An 18878-nucleotide genomic window follows, 5' to 3' on the forward strand; every position below is an offset into this window, starting at 1 on the left:
TTGGATCCCCAACGCCCCATGCCACTCCTATTATTTAGACGCTGTTTTAATGAAGCCCGTTTGTTGAATCGTCGTGACCGGCTTCCCTTTCACCGTCATATCAAACGTCTTAACGGCGCTGTTGCCGACCTTGGCCGAAATGCCTTTGAGCGCGTAGACTTGGTCGATCGTAATGACTTCATGACCGCCATGAGTCGGATCGAACACGTCCGGATTCAGGTAGACCTTCTTGATCACTTCGAGAACGCTCGTCGCCGTAAGGCTCGCATCCTCCTTGAACGTGACCTTCTTGCCGCCAGCAGCCGCAACGGAAGTAATGGTCGCGTCTTTCAGCTTCTTCTCCGCCCACACTTTGCTGCCGATCAGCTGCTTCGTTTTGGCATTGTAATCCTTGATATCCTTGAACGAGTAAGTAACGGAATAGACATACTTGTTCTTCTCTTCCCGGAAGCCGATTTTGAAGCCCGCCGGTACGCTTTTCTTCAGAAATTTCGTTACGGCGTTCATGCCGTTTGGAAAATAATCCGAGTTGTCGTCTACCTTCCCGTTCTTGTCCGGCTTCTCCACATGATCTTTCAAAATCTCGATTCTCAGCGTCTTGTACCCGGCTCCCGCTGCGGAGGTAATGGTCAAGCCCGAGTTGACGTCGCCGGCCCAGCAGCCTGACAACGCCATGACCAGCAGCAAACTTACGACTACGGTAACGATTTTTTTCATTTCTGTAATGCCTCCCCGGTTTATTTTTTATGTAAGCGCTTCACCTCTGAGTGTATCCAAACCGGGATAGCCCGTCTTTCTAAACTGATGCCACTTTTTTATAAAATAAAGACCTCGAGCCTCATCCTGCGGAAATAAAAAAAGCAACCGAAGAGCCTCCTGACGGAGTCCTCTCGATTGCCTGTATCTTCGCACGGTTCATGCATTAAACGGACATTGCCTCATCCACATAATACTGCGCCTGCGCGTTAAACATCTCCGCATACTTCCCATCCGGCTGGCGAATGAGCTCGTCATGGCTGCCATACTGGATCAGCCGGCCTTCATGGAAGACGGCGATCACGTCGCAGAACCGGCAGCTGGACAAACGGTGAGAGATGTAAACGGCCGTTTTGCCCGAGATAATCTCGTTGAACCGGTTGTAAATTTCATACTCCGCGATCGGGTCAAGCGCCGCCGTCGGCTCATCCAGCACGACGACCGGAGCATCCTTATAGAGTGACCGCGCGAGCGCGATCTTCTGCGTCTCCCCGCCGGAAAATTCAACGCCGTCCTCGTCGAAATATTTATAAACCGCCGTATCGGCGCCCTTCTCCAGCTCCCCGACCACTTCGGTCAACCCGGCTTTATCGACGACCTCCCGCAGCTTATCCGCTTCGTCGCCCATCGTCATCTGGATATTCTCCTTCATGCTGAAGGCGAAAACCGCAAAGTCCTGGAACACGACGGAGAACAGCTTCGCGTACTCTGCCAGGTCGATCGTCCGAATGTCCACGCCATTCAGCAAAATCTCGCCTTCCGTCGGGTCGTACAGCCGCGTCAGCAGCTTGATGAACGTCGTCTTGCCGGCGCCGTTCATGCCGACTACGGACAGCTTCTGCCCGAATGGAATCGTCATCGAGAAGTCTTTCAGAATCATCTGTTCGCTGCCCGGATACTTGAAGGACACGTTCCGGAATTCGATGACGAAATCCCGCTCCGCCGGCAGCGCCCCATGGCCGCGAGGCTTCACGTCAGGCAGCTCCGCGAACCGGACGAACTCGGCCAAGTACTTGGCCTGCTCGCGCAAGCCCATCGTTTCGCCGAAAACATTTTGGATGCTGTCCTTGAGGGCCGAAGCGGCGGCGATATACATCGTAAAGCTGCCGACCGTGATCGTGCCTACGAACACCTTCGCCGCAAAATAGCCGTACAGCAGCATCTGCTGCATCACGTTCAGGAAGTTGAAAAACAGATTGTACTTCACATTCATCGAAGACCACTCGCCTGCCATTTTGCGGCCGTATTGAATGCTCTCCCTCTGCCTGCTTAGAATGAGTCCCCCCGCATCGTACAAGCGGATATCCTTGCCGAAGCGGAAATCCTTCAAAATGTTCCGGAAATACTCGAACCTGCGGTGATAACCGCTCATTCTCTCCCAGAAGCCGTGGTTGGCGTCGGACAGCTTGGCCCCATAATACATGTTCGCAATGACAAACAGCAGAATAAGCGCCGTAATCCACCATTCTACGGAGGAGAACACGTAGCCGAGGCCTGCAAGCGTAATGATCCCCGCGATAATTTCGACCGTTTTGGAGGTAACGCCATACATGCCCCACGTCCCCCACTTCATGGACGACGTCGCTTTCTTCGATAAGTTCAATATTTCGGCGTTCTCGACATGCTCATAATCCATTTCCATCGCCTTGCCGATGATGACAAAGTCGAGAAGCTTATTCGTCCGCATGTTGATGAACTGCAGCAAATGGTTGCAGACGGACAGCAGCGAGGAAATGACGAGATTGATGCCGATCAGCAGCGCGGTATACATGACCAGCTTCTCCATGCTCTTGCCGCCGAGCAGCTCATCGATGATAGATTTCGGAATCAGAATGTTCGGAAAAGGCTGGATCGCCTTCAGGGCGATGCTGAGCACGATATACAGCGGGTATTTCTTGTTGTGCCGCCAGGTGAACCGGTAAAAATAGCTTAGCGTCTTGGCGAGGCCTACAGAATTATGCTTATCCAACGACCTTCACCTCATTGCTGTAATATACGGCCTGCATGTCGAACATCTTTTTGTACGTGCCGCCTTGCGCGATCAGCTCTTGATGCGCGCCGTACTCTTCGATTCGACCGTCATTGAATACCGCGATATTGGTGCAGAACCGCGTACTCGAGAGCCGGTGGGAGATGTAGATGGCCGTCTTGTCGCCGATCATCCGGTCGAAGCTCTGATAGACTTCGTACTCCGCCAAGGCGTCCAGCGCGGAGGTCGGCTCGTCGAGGACGACGATCGGCGCATCTTTGTAAAGCGCCCGCGCAAGCGCGATTTTCTGATTCTGGCCGCCGGAGAACTCGATGCCCTCCTCATCCAGCACCTTTTGCACGTAGGTGTCATAGCCCTTCGGCAAATTCGCGATTTTGCCGCCGAGCCCCGCACCTTGCACGGCCCGCTCCACTCTAGCCGCATCAAGCTCGCTGACCTCCTGCACCGCGACATTCTCCTTAACCGAGAACGCGAACATCATGATCTCCTGGAAGACGACGGAGAACATCTTATAGTAAGTTTGCTTGTCAAAATGGCGGATATCGGTGCCGTTTAAGAGAATCCGGCCTTCCGTCGGCTCGTACAGCCGCGTCAGCAGCTTGATGAAGGTCGTTTTGCCGGCGCCGTTCAACCCGATAATAGCCAGCCGCTCCTTTGGCTTCAAGACGATTGAAACGTTTCGAAGCGCATACTCGTCCCTGCCGCTGTACTTGAACGACACGTTTTCGAATTCGATCGTATAGGCCGCGTTTCGGTCCGGCGTAAGCGGGAGCCGCTCCAGCCCGGTGTCGGGGATCGGAAGCTCGATAAAGGCGAGATAATCGTCGATCCGCCAGTTCTGCTGCAAATACCCCGTGAAACGTTCCAGCAGTTGGCCAAGGTTCGACGAGAAGGCGCGTACCGCCGCCGCGTACATCGTGAAATCGGCAATCGACATTTCCGCATAGAGCACTTTATAGATCAGCCATGCGTACAGGGCGGCTTCCTGCACGACGACCCCGATGTTGTACACCGCGTCGATAATGATGTACCGTTTGCGGAGCAGCCAGCTTTTCTCAATGTCAACGCTTACAACGCTCCAAAACTTATCGGACAGCCATTTGCCAAGCCCGAACAACCGGATGTCTTTGCCGAACTTGAAGTTTTTCGTGGCCTCCATAATATAGTCGGTTTGCCTGAACACGGTGGAAAGCGAGTCGAGGATGCTCTTCTCCACATGGCGATTTCGCAGATTGACGTAAAAATTGATTGAAACGATAATGGCGAGCACAAGGATGACGACTGCGTTCAAATTGGAAAGGATGGCCGAGCAGCCGATCACGACAAGCGCCCGGTTGAGGATCTCCGTCAGATTGTACAGCATCCCTTCGACCCCATTGAAGTCATCCTGCACCGCATTGTCCGCCTTCTGGCTGAAGTCGAGTATGCGCGGATTTTCAATGTCCTCCTGGTTCATATTCATGAACTTCCTGCCGAACAGGCTGACCAGCTGCATGCGGAACACCGAGTACCGGGGCCAAAGCTGATTGGATGACCACGTGGCCGCGGAATGGGCCGCGAACAGCAGCAGGCCAAGCGCCGCAATAATGCCGTACAGCGCTTTCACGTTTTCGCTGCTTTCAATCGCGTCGAGCACGAGCTTCGGGATGAGCACCACGACCATCGGCACGACGGCTTCCGCGACCGAAGCGACGGTCATGAAGAAAACAGCGAGCTTGTCATGCTGCCATAGCGTCTTCAGGAGCCATTTCAAATTGCGTAGGAGCGTATTCCTCTTGCGGCTTGTTGCATGTGTCTCCACCTTTTGATTCTCCTAACATTAGGGAGTTTAGGTCATTTTAATCCGGCCCGCCGCTCGAAGGCAATACATAAATCGGTTATTACCCGTTCGTTACCGTAATCGATCCGTTGACGGAGGTTGCCTTAAGGCGCAGCCGCTCCTCGTCATCTTGACGGAAAAAGGCGGATTGCACCTGACCGTCGGCCTGCTTATTGACAAGCCATTTGCCGTTTAGGATGCAGGTCGCCGTGCCGGAGAAGGTACTTAGTTCGCCATAAACGCCCTCGGCTTGCTCCGGAATTTTGATGTCGATAGTGCCGTTATGCGTATCGGCCGTCACGCCGCATTCGCCGCCCTCTTGAATTTGGATGGCGATGAACCCGTTCTGCGTCCTGCAGGAAAGCTCCTCGTAACGGCTGTTCGCGTGGATATTCCCGTTCAAGGTCGTTGACGTGATCAGTTCCGCCGCGACATCGTCCAGGCGAATATTGCCGTTGGTCGTTTGGCATGCGAGCGTCTCGCAGCGCCCGTTTACCGAAATTTCGCCGTTCGTTGTTTTCAGATGCGCAGATTCCGCCAACATGCCGTTAACCGAGAGGTTTCCGTTCACGGTTGTCGATTGCACCGTTTCGGCTTTCACGCCCGCAAGCCCGATGTTGCCGTTTGTAGTCGAGAAGAATGCCGTTTCCGCATTCACCTGCCCCGCATCGATATTCCCGTTTTCCGACTCCAGCCGGAACATTTCATAGGATTGGCCTTCCGGAGCGCTGATGGTGACTTGGGCTTCGATCTGATACTTGTTCATTTCTTCGGTCAGCAAGATGAACTTGTAGCGTTCGTCGTCGCCGCTTTGCTTGATCGCGTCTTCCAGCCAGCGCTGCAGATCGAGGCTGCCATTGGCCTTTCGGCTTACCGCGGAGACGTGCACCTGCGTATAAGTTTGATCCCATGCACGATATTGGATGTTAGCGTTGTCGACTTTAAATTCGGCATATTCCGTCGGAAACGCCGGCCACTTGCTCTCCCAGTATGCCTGTCCATCCTGCATGCCGCTCGTCTCTTTCGCCGGCGAGCGATCCTCTTGCACGCGGTCCTCAGCCGCGGCTGCCTCCGGCTTCGTTTCGCTGCGTTCAAGCGCTTCTAGCAGAGCCAAGCCTTGCTCGGCGGTAATTTTTCGTTCCTCGATCATTCTGGCGATCATTGTGCGCTCTTCATGCATGGTTCATCGCTCCTTATTTTTTACTGGCTTGGATGAGCTTGAGCGCTTCCTCCACGGATAGGGCGCCCTCATCCAGCTGCTTCAAAACTTGCTTGCGGTGCGAGTCATTCTCCGGCGCGGCAGGCTCGTCCGTCCGAGATGTCTGGAAGCCGAGCGATTCAACGATGTGGTCCAGCCGGTTCCGTACGGTCGGATAGGAGATGCCAAGCTCCTTCTCCATCTCCCGGATGTTGCCGCGAACCTTCAAGAACACCTCGACGAATCTGAGCTGCTCGTCATTTAAGGACGCCAGCCGGGTCGACTCGAAGCTGCCTTTAATCGTCGTGTGGCAGTGGTCGCACTTTAGCTCCTGGATTGTCAGCTTGCTGTCGCATACGGGGCATTGCTGCGGCGGTGCGTACTTTTTCAGAGTGGTCCCTCCTTCAAAATTAAATAAGTTAAGGTATGTATTGATTATATTAATAAATAGTTTTTAATTTTACAAGGTTAAAATTAAATATTTAGAGAATGCCAACGAGTCTCCTCTATGGGAACTCTCGCATAAATCCGCTTTCCCGCTGCCAGGTCGGGCCTTCCGGTCACCCTCGCGCGCGCCTAACGAACCCTTTCAGCGCTAATAAGCGTTCTACGGTTCGTTAGCGGCATGCATCGTACAATCCACGCCCCAGCAAAACGCAAAAAAGGACCGCCCCTCCAAAGGGCAGTCCCTCTTCCTCACTGTAAAATAACGGTGCTAAATGCCGGCAGCTTCAGCTTGCCGCCGTCCAGCTTCGCGCCGTCCTTGCTGGCGCGGGCAATTTCGCTAAACGCAATCCCCGATGCTTTGCCGCTCTCGGTCAGATCGACCGTCTGCTCGGCAGCCGACAGATTATGGACGACCAGCACCTGCTCCTGGTTCGCGGCCCGGACATAAGCGGCTACCGCCGGATTGCCGGTGCTCAGCTCCGCGATCCCGCCGTCACGCAGCGCAGGAAGCTCATTCCGCCAGGCAATCAGCTTCTTGTAATGCGAGAGCAGCGAATCCGGATCGGTCTGCTGCGCTTCGACCGACACCGTTTTCGGCGTCGTATTATAGAGTAATGCCTCCCAGGTCGTCTGCCCCGTTCCGGTACCGGAGGCGTACCAAGGCATCGGCTCGCGGATCGCTTCGTCCGGCTTCATGCCCGCCATGCCGATCTCCTCGCCGTAATAAATGAACGGATTGCCCGGGAGCGTAAGGAGCAGCGAGGCTGCCATTTTGGCATGATCCACATTGCCGTCAAGCTCGCTCATCGTCCGATTCTGGTCGTGGTTGGTCAAAAAAGGCGCATCCACGAACTTGCCATTCGACGCTTTGCTGTACATGTCGTAGATCCGGCCTAAACTAAACGCGATATCGGGATTTTGCTCCCGGTCCGCGCCGGACAGCAGCTTCTTCGCCAAGTCGAAATTGAACGCCGAATCCAGCGCATTGTCCAAATACGGCGCGATGATGACGGAGGAGTCCCAAACCTCGCCAATGAGGAAGGCATCCTTCTTCGCGCCAGCAATGCCGCTGCGGAATTCCTGCCACCACTTCCGGTTGCTCGCTTTAACCTCATCCGTGTTGATCGTGGAGGCGAAATCCCCGTAAATATGCTTCGCTGCGTCCAGCCGGAAGCCGTCAACGCCCTGCTGGAGCCAGTACTTCCCGATCTTGATGATTTCGCTGCGGACCGCCGGCTCGTCAAAGTTCAAATCGGGCATCCCTTCCCAGAAATCGGCCAAATACTTGACGCTGCCGTACGGATGCCACGGATTGCCGCCAACGGCGCCGTCAGCCGGCACCTGAGCGTCCGCCGCCTCGATACGGTACCAGTTCCGGTACTTGCTGTCCGGGTTCCCGATCGCTTCTTTGAACCAAGGATGCTCCTTGCTCGTATGGTTGACGACGAGATCCATGATGACCTTGATGCCGAGCTTGTGCGCGGCTTCCGTCAGCTTGTTCAAATCGTCTAAAGTGCCGTAATCCTTATTGATGCCGTAATAGTCGGTGACGTCATACCCGTGGTAGCTCGGCGACGGATTGACCGGCATGAGCCAGATGCCGCCGATGCCAAGCTCTTTCAAGTAGCTTAGCTTCTCGGTGACGCCGTTCAGGTCTCCGATCCCGTCCCCGTTCGAATCATAGAAGGAACGGACAAAGATTTCATAATACACCGTTCCCGGCTGTTCATCGACCCGCACGGCCGCTTGATCCTTTTGGCTGTCCTGGTCCGTCTTCGCCATATTGTTCTCCGCGGAGGAACACCCCGCGAGCGCAAGAAGAAGCAGCGCAGCGCTTAGTGCAGCGGCTGCTCCCCGACTCATGCCGAAACGATCCTTCTTCGTAGTCCGGATGGTCCTCACCCCTTGGATGCGCCTGCCGTAAGCCCCTGAACAAGGAACTTCTGCAGGAAAGCGAACAGAATCATAATCGGAACCGCGATCAAGACGGAGCCCGCCGCGAACATCGTGAAATTACTGTTTTGGAAGGTCGCCACCATATCCCACATGCCGACGGCAAGCGTCCAGTTTTCTTTCGAACGCAGGACAAGTCTCGCGAAGATAAAATCAACCCAAGCGCCCGTAAAGGTCGTGAGGCCGATATACGTCAGCATCGGACGCGACAACGGCAGCATGATGCGCCAGAAAATCGTCAAATGGCTAGCGCCGTCAATTCGGGCCGCTTCATCCAAGCTGCGCGGAATGGTGTCGTAGAACCCTTTTACAATGAAGCCGCCCAGAACGGAGCCCGATGAATACACGAGAATAAGCGCCGCATGCGTATCGAGCAAGTCCAATTGAAGCAGCAAAATGTAGATCGCCACCATGCTCATAAAGCCCGGGAACATCCCGAGTACGAGCATCGTCGTCAGCAGCGTCTTCCGTCCTCTAAACCGGAAGCGCGACAGCGCGTACATACTGAGCGTCGTCAGCAAAGTCGACAGCAGCATCGACAGCGTGGCGATCTTCAGCGTATTCCAATACCAGCGTCCGAACTGGAAGCTCGGCGAGGTGAACAGCTCTTTGAAATGAATGAGCGTCGGATTGCGCGGAATTAAGGTTTCGCTCATCAGCGAGCTCCCGGGGCGGAGCGACGAGAACAACACCCAAGCCGCCGGATAAATCGCGCAAATCGCAATCAGCGTCAGAAGGACATAGGAAACGGAAAGACGGAAGATGTTCCTTGATTTCATGCTGCTCATTGGATCATATCCTCCTCTTTATACGACTTCGAACGGCGGTAGCTCCAAATCGAGAGCGAAGCGACGATGACGAAAATAATAATGCCGATCGCCGAGGCGAAATTGTATTTATTGTTGTTCAGCGTCAGCTTATACAGCCAGGTAACGAGCAAGTCGGTACTGCCTGCATACTGGTAATCGCCCTTGACCGGATCGCCGTTCGTCAGCAGGAAGATGACGTTGAAGTTGTTGATATTGCCCGCGAATTGCGTAATGAGAATCGGCGTCGTCGCGAAGAACACGAACGGCAGCGTAATGACGCGCAGCTTCTGGAACGCCGAAGCGCCATCCACCTCGGCCGCTTCGTACATGTCCTTCGGAATGGCCGTCAATACGCCGAGAATCAGCACCATGGAGACCGGTATGCCGACCCACATGTTGACGATGATGACCGTGACCTTTGCCCAGAACGGATCGGTCAGCCATGGAAGCTTGCCAATGCCGAAGTACCCGAGATACTGGTTGATCGGGCCGAACTGGCCGTTAAACAGGTTCCGCATAACCAGAAGCGAGATCAGCTGCGGAATAGCGTAAGGAATAATAAAAATCGAGCGCCACATGCCTTTAAAGCGAATGCCTTTCTGGTCGATCAGCAGCGCGACGAGCAAACCGCCGAAGTAAGTCGTAACGGTCGCGATAACCGCCCAAATGACCGTCCAAATGAAAACGCCGTAGAACGTATGGCTCCATGTTTTCAACTGCAGCAAATCGATAAACGTCTGAAAGCCAACCCAATCGACAAGCTTGGCCGGCGGGATATGCTCCGGCGCGGAGTAGTTGGTGAATGCGAGCAGGATGGCCATCAAAATCGGCATGATCGTGAGGAACAGCACGGAGATAGCCGGCAGCGTCAGCAGAAGCTGAGGGAACCGCTTATCCGTAACAAAATGAACCGTTTCCTTGAACGATGCCGGAGATTTGCCCTCGTCCCGCAGCTTGCCGGTTCGGTTCGCATCCTTGACGCTCATGACGTAGAGAGTGACAAATAAACCGAATAGAATAAGAATGACAAGTCCGCCGATCAGCAGGTTGACGGAGTGGTCGCCGACCACGTTCTTGTAGCGTTTGCCGACCTTTACAAGCTTCGTCGGCGTATCACCGAGCGTTACCAATCCCCAAACCGCATGGGGAAGCCTCTGAAGGAAATAGTAGCCGCCCATAATTTCAACGCATAGCAGAAGAATGCCTTTGATAAACTGACGATTGTATAATTGGCCTAGACCCATCGCGAGAACAGATAAAATCGTGGCTGTTTTTTGATGCCGCCGCATCCACCTCCAGCTCCTTTCCCGTATCCGAATAAAGTTACGTCACCCGCCCCCAGTAGATTAAGGGCGGGTGACGGTATTGAATCATTGACAGCCGGCTGGGCTGTGTCTGCATAAGCAGCTAATTATTTATTTTGCTGCTGCGTTAGCGTCTTGAATTTGCTTCACGGCATTATCAAGCGAAGCTTTCGGATCCTTGCCCTCGTTCCAGATGTCGGAGAGCGAAGCGCCGATCGGCATCCAAACGTTGCCCATTTCCGGGATCGAAGGCATTGGCTGCGAGTTCTTGAACTGCTCGACGAATGCTTTCACGATTTCATCGTTTTGGATCTTCGGATCTTGCGTTGCTTCTTTGTTCGCCGGAATCGCGCCAGTCAGCGAGAAGTCATCCAGCTGAGCTTCTTTCGTGGAAGCGAAGCGAGCGAACAATTTCGCAGCGTTCGGGTATTTCGTGTACGAGTTCACGTACCAAGCTTTAACGCCGGAGAACGACACGGACGACTTGCCGTTGATGCTTGGGATCGGCGCCGCGCCGAAGTTGATGCCGGATTTCTTGATGTCGCCGATTGCCCATGGGCCGTCGATGTTCATGGCAAGCGTGCCGCCTGTGAACAGGCCTTTCTTGATGTCGTACGTTACGTCGCCGGATTTAAGCGGCAATACCTCTTTCTTCAAGGAAGCGAAGTACGTAGCGCCTTCAACGGCACCTGCGTTGTTCAAGCCGATTTCGCTCTTGTCTTGGCCGTCTTTGCCGTATACAAAGCCGCCTGTTGTTGCCAGGAACGGATAGCTGAAGTAGAAGTTGCCGATATCCCACATGAACGCGTATTTATTATTTTTTGAATCGTTGAACGTTTTAGCGAATTCTTTCACTTCATCGAACGTTGTTGGAGGCGTAGCGATCAGGTCCTTGTTGTAGAACATCGCGTACGTTTCAACAGCGCGAGGGTAACCGTAAAGAACGCCGTCATAAGTAACCGCTTGAACCGCTACTTCGCTGTTCTCGGATACGGCCAGGTCGCCATACTCGTCATTCGGCAGTACAAGACCGGCAGCAACTGCTTTACCCAGGTTGTCGTGCGGGAACAGAACAACGTCCGCGCCGATGCCGGCAGGGCCGTCAGTCGTCAGCTTCGCCACTTGGTCGCCAGCGCCGAGCTCTTCCATTTTCACTTCAACGCCGTACTTTTCCGTAAATTCCTTCATCATTTTTTCAACGAACGGACGCTCTTCCTTGGATTCCCATACGAGCAGCGTCGCGCCTTCTTCAGGAACAAGCTCCGCATCCTCCGCAGGCGCATTGTTCGTCGTTCCGTTGTTGGCCGTGCCCGTGTTGTTGACTGTGCCGGCGTTCGTTTCACCCGTATTTTCGTTGTTCTTTGAACCGCATGCCGTCAACGTTGCGGCAATCGTCAAGACAAGAAGCATAGATACCGATTTTTTCATTCTATTTAACCCCTCTCTTTTGATTAAGCATTGAAATCGACCCGTAAAGCCTTTCACGCCATCTGCCTTAAAGCGGCTTATTTGCTAACCTACCCAACCCATTAACGGCTTTGTATGACGAACCGTTGCATGAAGCGAATGACAGGACATCATCACCGCGAAATTGCAGCTCTTGCATTGTACACGAAAGCCCGTAATTGTGCAAACGTTTGTACAAAAGGCAATTGTAATGGTAATTATAGGTTGTAAATGCCTTTTTTAAGTAAAAGAAAGCGTTTTAGCAACGACCTAACTATACACTACGGCCCATCGGATGGGAAAACGTTTGCACAGTCCGTTTGCACGGCTTATTACACATTGTTCTTTCGATTTCTTCGTTTTCCTCGCTCTATCTCACGAAATTAAATTTGTGCATGAAAATCTTTTCAGTGATATACTCTAACTAACAATAAGAAATTACATCGGCTACATAAACAATGGAAAGTGCACACGTTTGCGCAAATTGGGGGATTTTATGTCAGTCACGATTAAAGATATCGCCAAGATTGCCGGCGTTTCTCCTTCCACGGTGTCGAGAGTCGTCTCGAATCACCCGCGCATCAGCCAGGAGACGGCCCGCAAGGTCAAAGCGATCATGGACCAGCTCGGCTATCATCCGAATATGATGGCGAAGAGCCTGGTCTCTAAAACTACGCAAACCATCGGCATCGTTCTGCCTCGGCCAGCCGAAGAACTGTTCCTTAATTTCTTCTTCGGCGAATTGATCCGCGGCATCGTCACGCAGGCCACGAGGGCCGGATACGATATGCTAATGACGACGGCCACATCCGACTCCAATGAGCTTGATGCCATCTCGCGTCTCGTGCTTGGCCGCCGCGTGGATGGGATTTTGCTGTTGTCCTCGCGTACGTCGGATCCGATTATCGGCTTTCTGAAGCAGCAAAATTTCCCGTTCGTCCTGATCGGGCGAAGCGACGAATTCCCGGATGTGCTGTCGATCGACAACAACAATATCCAGGCTGCCTACGATGCAACCGGCCACTTCATCGCGCAAGGCCATAAGCGGATCGGGTTCATCAGCGGGCCGCCCAATCTCGTCGTCTCGCAGGACAGGCTCGCCGGCTACAAAAAGGCGCTTAAAGAAGCGAACTTACCATTTAACCAAGAGTGGGTGCTGGAAGGCGATTTGCTGCAGCAGAGCGGCTTCCGAGCGATGTCCTTCTTCATGAGTCTCCCGGACCGGCCGACCGCGCTCGTTATCTTCGACGATTTGCTCGCCTTCGGCGTACTGCGCGGGCTGACGGAGCTTGGCTACGACGTGCCGCAAGACATCAGCATCGTCAGCTTCAATAACATTCCGCTGTCGGAGCTCGCCTCCACGCCGATCAGCTCGGTCGACATCGGCACGTACCAGCTCGGCTATACGGCATCGCAGTCGCTTCTGCGCGTCGTGCAGGATGAGCCGCTGCTCCAGAACCACATTATTATTCCGCACCGCTTGATCGTGCGGGAATCGTCGATTAATCCAAGTATCAGGAGAACTGACTCCAAGTAAGAAACGGCAGGGCGCTCATCAGGGGCGTCTGCCGTTTCTTCTTAGAAGCGCCTCATACGGTTGGCCTTGCAGCCGCCCGTATGAGGCGCTTTTTCGTTTGAGCCGCACTTTCATGAATAGAGTGTCTATATGTTCGTAAAAAATAATGCCGGAGAAGGCATCGACGCTCCATTTCAGGCAGCCGCTGCCGGATTTCATATTTAGGGCAGGATAGGAATAGTGACCCGTTGATCACAAGAAAGAGAGGAGAACTTCCATGAAAAGATACAGCGAGTGGCTTCAGCAAACCGTGTTTGTCGGGCCAGGCCTGTTGTTTTTCATCGTTATTGTTTTTATCCCGTTCCTGCTCGGCTTCTATTACTCGTTCACGGACTGGAACGGACTCGATATGGATAAGGCCAGGTGGACAGGACTCCACAACTTCGAACTGATCGCAAGCGACACGAATTTCTGGAATTCCTTCTGGTTTACGATCAAATTCACCGTCGTTACCGTAATCGCGGCCAATGTGCTGGCTTTTCTGTTAGCCCTCGTGCTGACGAAGCCGTTAAAGACGAGAAATATTTTGCGTACGATCTTCTTCCTGCCGAACGTCATCGGCGGCATTCTGCTCGGTTTCATCTGGCAATTTATTTTCACCAAAGGCTTCAGCACGATTGGCGAGCTGACGAATCTGCCATTCTTCAATCTGCCGTGGCTCGGGACCCCGCGAACCGGCTTCTGGGGGATCGTCATCGTTTTCGTCTGGCAGACCGCCGGCTATATGATGGTTATTTATATCGCGGCATTGGCCGGACTTCCGAAGGACCTTCTGGAAGCGGCGAGAATCGACGGCGCCAACTATTGGCAGCTGCTGCGCAGCGTGACCGTTCCCATGATCATGCCGGCGATCACCATCTGCTTGTTCCTGACCACCTCGAATGCGTTCAAAATGTTCGATTTGAATCTGTCGCTGACCAAGGGCGGACCGGGGACCTCGACCCAATCGCTCGCTTTCAACGTCTATGCGGAAGCGCTCAATAACAACCGCTACGGACTTGGAACCGCGAAGGCGATGCTGTTCTTTATCGGCGTATCGATCATTACCATTACGCAGGTATGGCTGACCAAGCGGAAGGAGGTTGAAGCGTAATGGAACGCAGAGAGCGGTATTCCGCCCCCATTCTGGTGCTTGAGCTTGCAGCCGCTTTGCTTGCGCTGCTTTTCCTTACGCCGTTCTATTTTATTATCGCGAATTCATTCAAGACATTGGGTGAAATTCTGATCAATGCGGCTTCATGGCCGACCGAGTATAACTGGGATAATTATTCGAAGGTATGGAAGCAAATCAACTTCCCGCTCGTCTTCACCAATTCGCTGCTTATCACGGTGTTCAGCGTAGCCGGCATCGTCCTGATCAGCACGATGTGCGCGTACCGTCTCGTACGGAGACCGACGGCCTTCAACAATCTTTTATTTAACGCTTTAGTGGCCTCGATGATCATTCCATTCCAATCCATCATGCTGCAGCTTGTGCGCGTAACCTCGCTGATTGAACTGCGGGGGCATATGTACGGGATTGTCGCGTGTTATCTCGGATTTGGTCTGCCGCTCTCGATGTTTTTGTTTCACGGCTTTATCAAAAGCGTGCCGATCGAGATTGAGGAAGCGGCCGTCGTTGACGGAAGCTCGCCTTACGGGGTGTTTTGGCGCATTGTGTTTCCTTTGCTTTCCCCGATTATCGTGACGGTTGTTATTCTCAATACGCTGTGGATTTGGAACGATTACCTGCTGCCGGTGCTTGTTATCGGAGGCAATAAGAATTTGACGACGATTCCGCTCGGTATTACGAAATTTTTCGGCCAATACACGAAACAATGGAATCTGGCGCTGCCCGGACTTGCCATCGGCATCGCTCCGGTCATCGCGTTCTTCCTCTTCCTGCAGAAGTATATTGTTGAAGGCATTACAGCCGGCTCGATCAAAGGGTAATCCATACGTTCCACACTACAACCATTTAATGGAGGGTCAGACATGAAAAAAATCGCCTTGCTTGCGCTGTCTACCGCGCTTGTCGCCATGCTTGCATCCGGCTGCGGCGCCAAGAACAACGCCAACAATGGAGAAACCGCAGGAGAAGCGCCAGCCAAAGACGTAACCATCAAAGTATTCCAATTTAAAGTCGAAATCGCCGACCAGCTGAACCAAATGGCGGAGGAGTACGAGAAGGAAACCGGCGTTAAAGTGGAAGTCGAAACGCACGGCGGCGGCGAAGACTACGGCGCGCTGCTGAAAGCAGCCTTCGCGGCGGGCTCCGAACCGGAGATTTTCAACAACGGCGGCTATAACTCGCTTGTTCCGTACAAGGATCGCGCAACCGACCTGACGGGCGAGCCTTGGGTCGCCAACCTGCTCGAAACGACAAAAGCACCTACTACGGTGGACGGCAAACTGTATGGCATGCCGATGAACACCGAGGGCTTCGGTCTTATTTACAACAAGGACCTGTTCGAAAAAGCCGGCATCACTACCGAGCCGAAGACGCTGCCCGAGCTGACGGACGCCGTCAACAAGCTGAAAACGGCAGGCATCACGCCGTTTGAAACGACGAACGAATGGTGGTCGCTCGGCATTCACTTAGCCGACGTAGCCATCGCCAACCAGCCGGATCCAGCTGCATTCGTTGAAGATTGGAAAGCGGGCAAAGTGAAGGCGGCCGGCAACAAAGTGTTCGGAGAATGGCTGAATCTCGTTGACCTGATCTTCAAGAACGCTCAGAAAGGTATGCTGACGACCGACTACGCAACGCAGGTAGCCAGCTTCGCGGCCGGCAAAGCGGCGATGATGCAGCAAGGCAATTGGACGCAAGCCGATATCGACAAAATCAATCCGGATCTCAAGCTCGGCATGCTGCCATTGCCGATCAACGATCAGCCGGGCCATGTGTACGTCGGCGTTCCAAACAACTGGATCGTAAACACCAAATCCGCCAATCCGGATGAAGCGAAAAAGTTCTTGAACTGGATGGTCAGCTCGGATACGGGCAAAAGCTATCTGACGAAGCAATTCCATTTCATGCCGGCTCTAACCAACATCGACGCAACCGAAGCTGACATCGGCCCAATTGCCGTTGCCGTCAAAGCACAATCCAAAGACGCGCTCGGCTGGTACTGGGATCGCTTCCCGGACGGCACAACGCAAGGCTTCGGCGCTGCCATGCAGGAATATCAAGGCGGCACGATCAACAAAGACCAGCTGCTTGCGAAGTTCGATAAAACCGTTGCCGATATGATGAAGAAATAAGTTAAATTAGGGGCTGTCCAAAATGGACAGCCCCTTAGCTTTTCTCGCGGGTTTGAATCGGTTAATCAATCAAGATCTTGTCAATTTCGGCAAAGCGTATCCTGCAACATTATCCATCAGATTGCGTTTATCTAACTGCAGGGAGCGTATCGCAAAAAATTTTCGACGACAAGAATTGTGCTAAGATCTATAGAACCGCGGGAGGAATCATCTATGAAAAAAACAATAATCGCGCTGACACTTTCTTTAGTGTGTGCTTTACTAATCGGCAATCCAGCGACAAGCTTCGCCAATGACTTTTCGAATACGGTTGACAACGGAAAAATCGTAAATGGACGCATGCTGATTCCATTACGTGCTGTTTCAGAGAGGTTCAATTCAGAAGTGATCTGGAACCAGGCAAAAAAAAGCATTACGATTATTCGTGGCAAACGAGAGCTATTGCTGCATGTTAATTCTCGCACTGCTTTCTTAAATAACGCTGCTTTCAGCCTTGATGAGCCAGCAAAAATTGATAATGGAACAACTTATGTACCCGCACGTGTTTTTGCTGAAGCCTTTGGCGGTACAGCGCTGTGGTCCGAACAAAAACGAAAAGCAACCATTACGATCGGTCTGGAACAGGTCTTTATCCATACAGAGCCGCTCAAGCCTTGGAGAATGAGTCAGGAGAGAATAAACGTACTTAATGCAAAGATAAATGAAGCCTCCGATCTCTCAAGCTATTCGCAAATTCGAACCTATTTCAGACCTTATTTCACGGACTCATTTATAAACAAGATTCTTCATGATAATGGCATTAAAAATAACGCTATACTAACAAAAAAGGCCGATATTAACTACAGCGGCACCACAGCGGCGAGCATGCGCCAATCTGCTTACTTTGACAGTGGTCCAATCAATCTCGAGCTTGTTGATCGTTATGTTTTCTATAAATTTGTTGATAACCAATGGAAGGTAGACGATGTGAATGTGGGCAGACAAATTATTGAGCCGTAATACGGGGCTGTCCTAAATGGACAGCCCCTCTTTTCTAGTGCCTGGCTTCGGCTTTGCGGATGTCGTCATTCAGCGCGCTTAAATCCGGTACGGACGGCGTCTTGGCATCCGATAGCCCATAGGTTTCCTTCAGCATCAAAATGCGCTTCACGCTCTCGTCGATCCGTTCCTCCGCTATTTCGCCTCGCGTTACGCTGTTCATAAGCGCCGCAAGAATGGCATCCACGTTCTCATACTTATGCGCCACCAGTAAAATATCGCTGCCTGCCTTCACCGTAAGCACTGCCGCTTCGCCCATCCCGTAATTTTTCGCTATGGCGCCCATCGTAAGATCGTCCGTCATGACGACCCCTTTGAAGCCAAGCTCACCGCGCAGCTGGTCGGTAATGATCGTACGGGACAACGATGCAGGCACGCTCTTGTCGATCTTCGGAAACAGGATGTGCGCAATCATGACCGCGTCCGCGCCTTTCTCGATCGCCGAATTGAACGGCACCCACTCGAACGACTTCAGCTGAGCGAGACTCTTGTTTACGACCGGGAGCTCGAGGTGCGAATCGACCGACGTATCGCCATGTCCCGGAAAATGCTTCACGACGGGGATGACGCCTTCCGCTTTCAAGCCCTCCATGACGGCAACCCCCATGGAGGTCACGACTTTGGCCGTAGCCCCGTAAGAGCGGTCGCCGATGACAGGGTTGTTGGGATTGCTGTTAATGTCCAGCACCGGGGCGAAATCCACGTTGAAGCCCATCGACTTGCTGGCTTGTCCGAGCAAGCCGCCGATCTCCTCTGCATACGAACGGTCGCCCGTATCGCCGACCGCCCTCCCGCTCGGCAGCTTTACCAGCCCGGGCAGCCGGCTCACCCGCCCGCCTTCCTCGTCAACGGTAACAAGGAGCGGCGACTTATTGCTCTTGTTCCACGCCCTCAGTTGATTGACGTAAGCGGCCACGCTCTGCGGCGTCTTCACATTGTTCCCGTAGAAAATCACGCCGCCCACATGCTGCCGCTCAATCATCCGCCTCGCCGCCGCGCTCGCCTTCGTGCCGTCCACGCCGGCAATGATCATCGCGCCCAGCTTCTCCTCCAGCGACATGCTCGCTACCACCTTTGCCACAAGCTCTTCCGGGGTAGGCTGCGCAGGCTCTGCTGACTCCTCTGCAGGCTGCTCCGCAGGTTGCTCTGCCGGTTGATCAGGTTGCTCTGTAGGCTGCTCTGCCGGTTGCGTCGGTTCGGCCGGTTGAGCCAAGCGATGAGTTGCGCATGAGCCCGTTAACCCAATAACTGTCGCCGCCAGCATCGTAATTATGAGCCTTCTCATTACGAATCGCTCAC

At 53.2% G+C, this 18878-nt stretch carries 15 protein-coding genes and 1 pseudogene; 5 read left to right on the top strand and 11 right to left on the bottom strand.

Annotated features, from left to right (window positions below):
• Positions 1–30: 30 nt before the first annotated feature.
• The 10 genes and pseudogenes from DL346_RS23640 to DL346_RS23680 form a co-directional block, all read right to left on the bottom strand.
• Positions 31–717: a hypothetical protein gene (locus DL346_RS23640; protein WP_112884858.1), complete on the bottom strand. Its 687-nt coding sequence runs from the start codon at positions 715–717 to the stop codon at positions 31–33.
• A gap of 205 nt (positions 718–922) precedes the next feature.
• Entirely contained in the window at positions 923–2725 is a 1803-nt protein-coding gene (locus tag DL346_RS23645) for an ABC transporter ATP-binding protein (protein ID WP_112884859.1), read from the bottom strand.
• Positions 2718–4547, bottom strand: coding sequence for an ABC transporter ATP-binding protein (locus DL346_RS23650; protein ID WP_112884860.1), 1830 nt, complete (start codon positions 4545–4547; stop codon positions 2718–2720). The genes DL346_RS23645 and DL346_RS23650 overlap by 8 nt, the downstream gene beginning before the upstream one ends.
• A 79-nt stretch (positions 4548–4626) precedes the next feature.
• Positions 4627–5745, bottom strand: a complete 1119-nt coding sequence (locus DL346_RS23655; RefSeq protein WP_112884861.1) for a DUF4097 family beta strand repeat-containing protein — start codon at positions 5743–5745, stop codon at positions 4627–4629.
• 13 nt (positions 5746–5758) lie between these two features.
• Positions 5759–5992 (bottom strand): DUF2089 family protein, encoded by a 234-nt coding sequence (locus DL346_RS29935; protein ID WP_420849596.1) that lies wholly within the window; start codon positions 5990–5992, stop codon positions 5759–5761.
• 87 nt (positions 5993–6079) lie between these two features.
• Positions 6080–6208, bottom strand: a pseudogene (locus DL346_RS29940) (hypothetical protein); the annotation flags it as partial.
• A 251-nt stretch (positions 6209–6459) separates the two neighbouring features.
• On the bottom strand, positions 6460–8073 hold the full coding sequence (locus tag DL346_RS23665; protein WP_112884863.1) for an alpha-amylase family glycosyl hydrolase: 1614 nt from the start codon (positions 8071–8073) through the stop codon (positions 6460–6462).
• Positions 8074–8108: 35 nt separating this feature from the next.
• The gene (locus DL346_RS23670) at positions 8109–8951 is read right to left on the bottom strand and encodes a sugar ABC transporter permease (protein WP_112884864.1); all 843 of its coding nucleotides are present in this window, start codon (positions 8949–8951) and stop codon (positions 8109–8111) included.
• The gene (locus DL346_RS23675) at positions 8948–10261 is read right to left on the bottom strand and encodes a carbohydrate ABC transporter permease (RefSeq protein ID WP_112884865.1); all 1314 of its coding nucleotides are present in this window, start codon (positions 10259–10261) and stop codon (positions 8948–8950) included. The genes DL346_RS23670 and DL346_RS23675 overlap by 4 nt, the downstream gene beginning before the upstream one ends.
• Before the next feature lie 126 nt (positions 10262–10387).
• Positions 10388–11704 (bottom strand): sugar ABC transporter substrate-binding protein, encoded by a 1317-nt coding sequence (locus DL346_RS23680; protein ID WP_112884866.1) that lies wholly within the window; start codon positions 11702–11704, stop codon positions 10388–10390.
• A gap of 514 nt (positions 11705–12218) precedes the next feature.
• Here DL346_RS23680 and DL346_RS23685 point away from each other — a divergent pair.
• The 5 genes from DL346_RS23685 to DL346_RS23705 all read left to right on the top strand — a co-directional run bounded on the left by DL346_RS23685 (position 12219) and on the right by DL346_RS23705 (position 17540).
• A complete protein-coding gene (locus DL346_RS23685; protein ID WP_112884867.1) occupies positions 12219–13259 on the top strand; it encodes a LacI family DNA-binding transcriptional regulator in 1041 nt (346 codons plus the stop codon).
• A 256-nt stretch (positions 13260–13515) separates the two neighbouring features.
• The gene (locus DL346_RS23690; RefSeq protein WP_112884868.1) at positions 13516–14391 is read left to right on the top strand and encodes a carbohydrate ABC transporter permease; all 876 of its coding nucleotides are present in this window, start codon (positions 13516–13518) and stop codon (positions 14389–14391) included.
• Entirely contained in the window at positions 14391–15230 is an 840-nt protein-coding gene (locus tag DL346_RS23695; RefSeq protein ID WP_112884869.1) for a carbohydrate ABC transporter permease, read from the top strand. The genes DL346_RS23690 and DL346_RS23695 overlap by 1 nt, the downstream gene beginning before the upstream one ends.
• Positions 15231–15272: 42 nt before the next feature.
• Complete coding sequence (locus DL346_RS23700; protein ID WP_112884870.1) at positions 15273–16541, top strand: ABC transporter substrate-binding protein; 1269 nt, start codon at positions 15273–15275, stop codon at positions 16539–16541.
• Between the two features lie 213 nt (positions 16542–16754).
• On the top strand, positions 16755–17540 hold the full coding sequence (locus DL346_RS23705; protein WP_112884871.1) for a stalk domain-containing protein: 786 nt from the start codon (positions 16755–16757) through the stop codon (positions 17538–17540).
• A 34-nt stretch (positions 17541–17574) separates the two neighbouring features.
• On the opposite strand, the gene nagZ is transcribed toward DL346_RS23705, so the two are convergent.
• The gene (gene nagZ, locus DL346_RS23710) at positions 17575–18864 is read right to left on the bottom strand and encodes a beta-N-acetylhexosaminidase (protein WP_240633382.1); all 1290 of its coding nucleotides are present in this window, start codon (positions 18862–18864) and stop codon (positions 17575–17577) included.
• Between the last annotated feature and the right edge of the window lie 14 nt (positions 18865–18878).

Source organism: Paenibacillus montanisoli (assembly GCF_003268025.1).
Classification (GTDB): domain Bacteria; phylum Bacillota; class Bacilli; order Paenibacillales; family Paenibacillaceae; genus Paenibacillus_Z; species Paenibacillus_Z montanisoli.

Excerpts from the sequence above, each read along its gene's own strand:
- DL346_RS23640 (WP_112884858.1), bottom strand. The coding sequence starts at position 717 with ATGAAAAAAATCGTTACCGTAGTCGTAAGTTTGCTGCTGGTCATGGCG.
- DL346_RS23655 (WP_112884861.1), bottom strand. The coding sequence starts at position 5,745 with ATGCATGAAGAGCGCACAATGATCGCCAGAATGATCGAGGAACGAAAA.
- DL346_RS23665 (WP_112884863.1), bottom strand. The coding sequence starts at position 8,073 with ATGAGTCGGGGAGCAGCCGCTGCACTAAGCGCTGCGCTGCTTCTTCTT.
- DL346_RS23670 (WP_112884864.1), bottom strand. The coding sequence starts at position 8,951 with ATGAGCAGCATGAAATCAAGGAACATCTTCCGTCTTTCCGTTTCCTAT.
- DL346_RS23675 (WP_112884865.1), bottom strand. The coding sequence starts at position 10,261 with ATGCGGCGGCATCAAAAAACAGCCACGATTTTATCTGTTCTCGCGATG.
- DL346_RS23680 (WP_112884866.1), bottom strand. The coding sequence starts at position 11,704 with ATGAAAAAATCGGTATCTATGCTTCTTGTCTTGACGATTGCCGCAACG.
- DL346_RS23685 (WP_112884867.1), top strand. The coding sequence starts at position 12,219 with ATGTCAGTCACGATTAAAGATATCGCCAAGATTGCCGGCGTTTCTCCT.
- DL346_RS23690 (WP_112884868.1), top strand. The coding sequence starts at position 13,516 with ATGAAAAGATACAGCGAGTGGCTTCAGCAAACCGTGTTTGTCGGGCCA.
- DL346_RS23695 (WP_112884869.1), top strand. The coding sequence starts at position 14,391 with ATGGAACGCAGAGAGCGGTATTCCGCCCCCATTCTGGTGCTTGAGCTT.
- DL346_RS23700 (WP_112884870.1), top strand. The coding sequence starts at position 15,273 with ATGAAAAAAATCGCCTTGCTTGCGCTGTCTACCGCGCTTGTCGCCATG.
- DL346_RS23705 (WP_112884871.1), top strand. The coding sequence starts at position 16,755 with ATGAAAAAAACAATAATCGCGCTGACACTTTCTTTAGTGTGTGCTTTA.
- nagZ (WP_240633382.1), bottom strand. The coding sequence starts at position 18,864 with ATGAGAAGGCTCATAATTACGATGCTGGCGGCGACAGTTATTGGGTTA.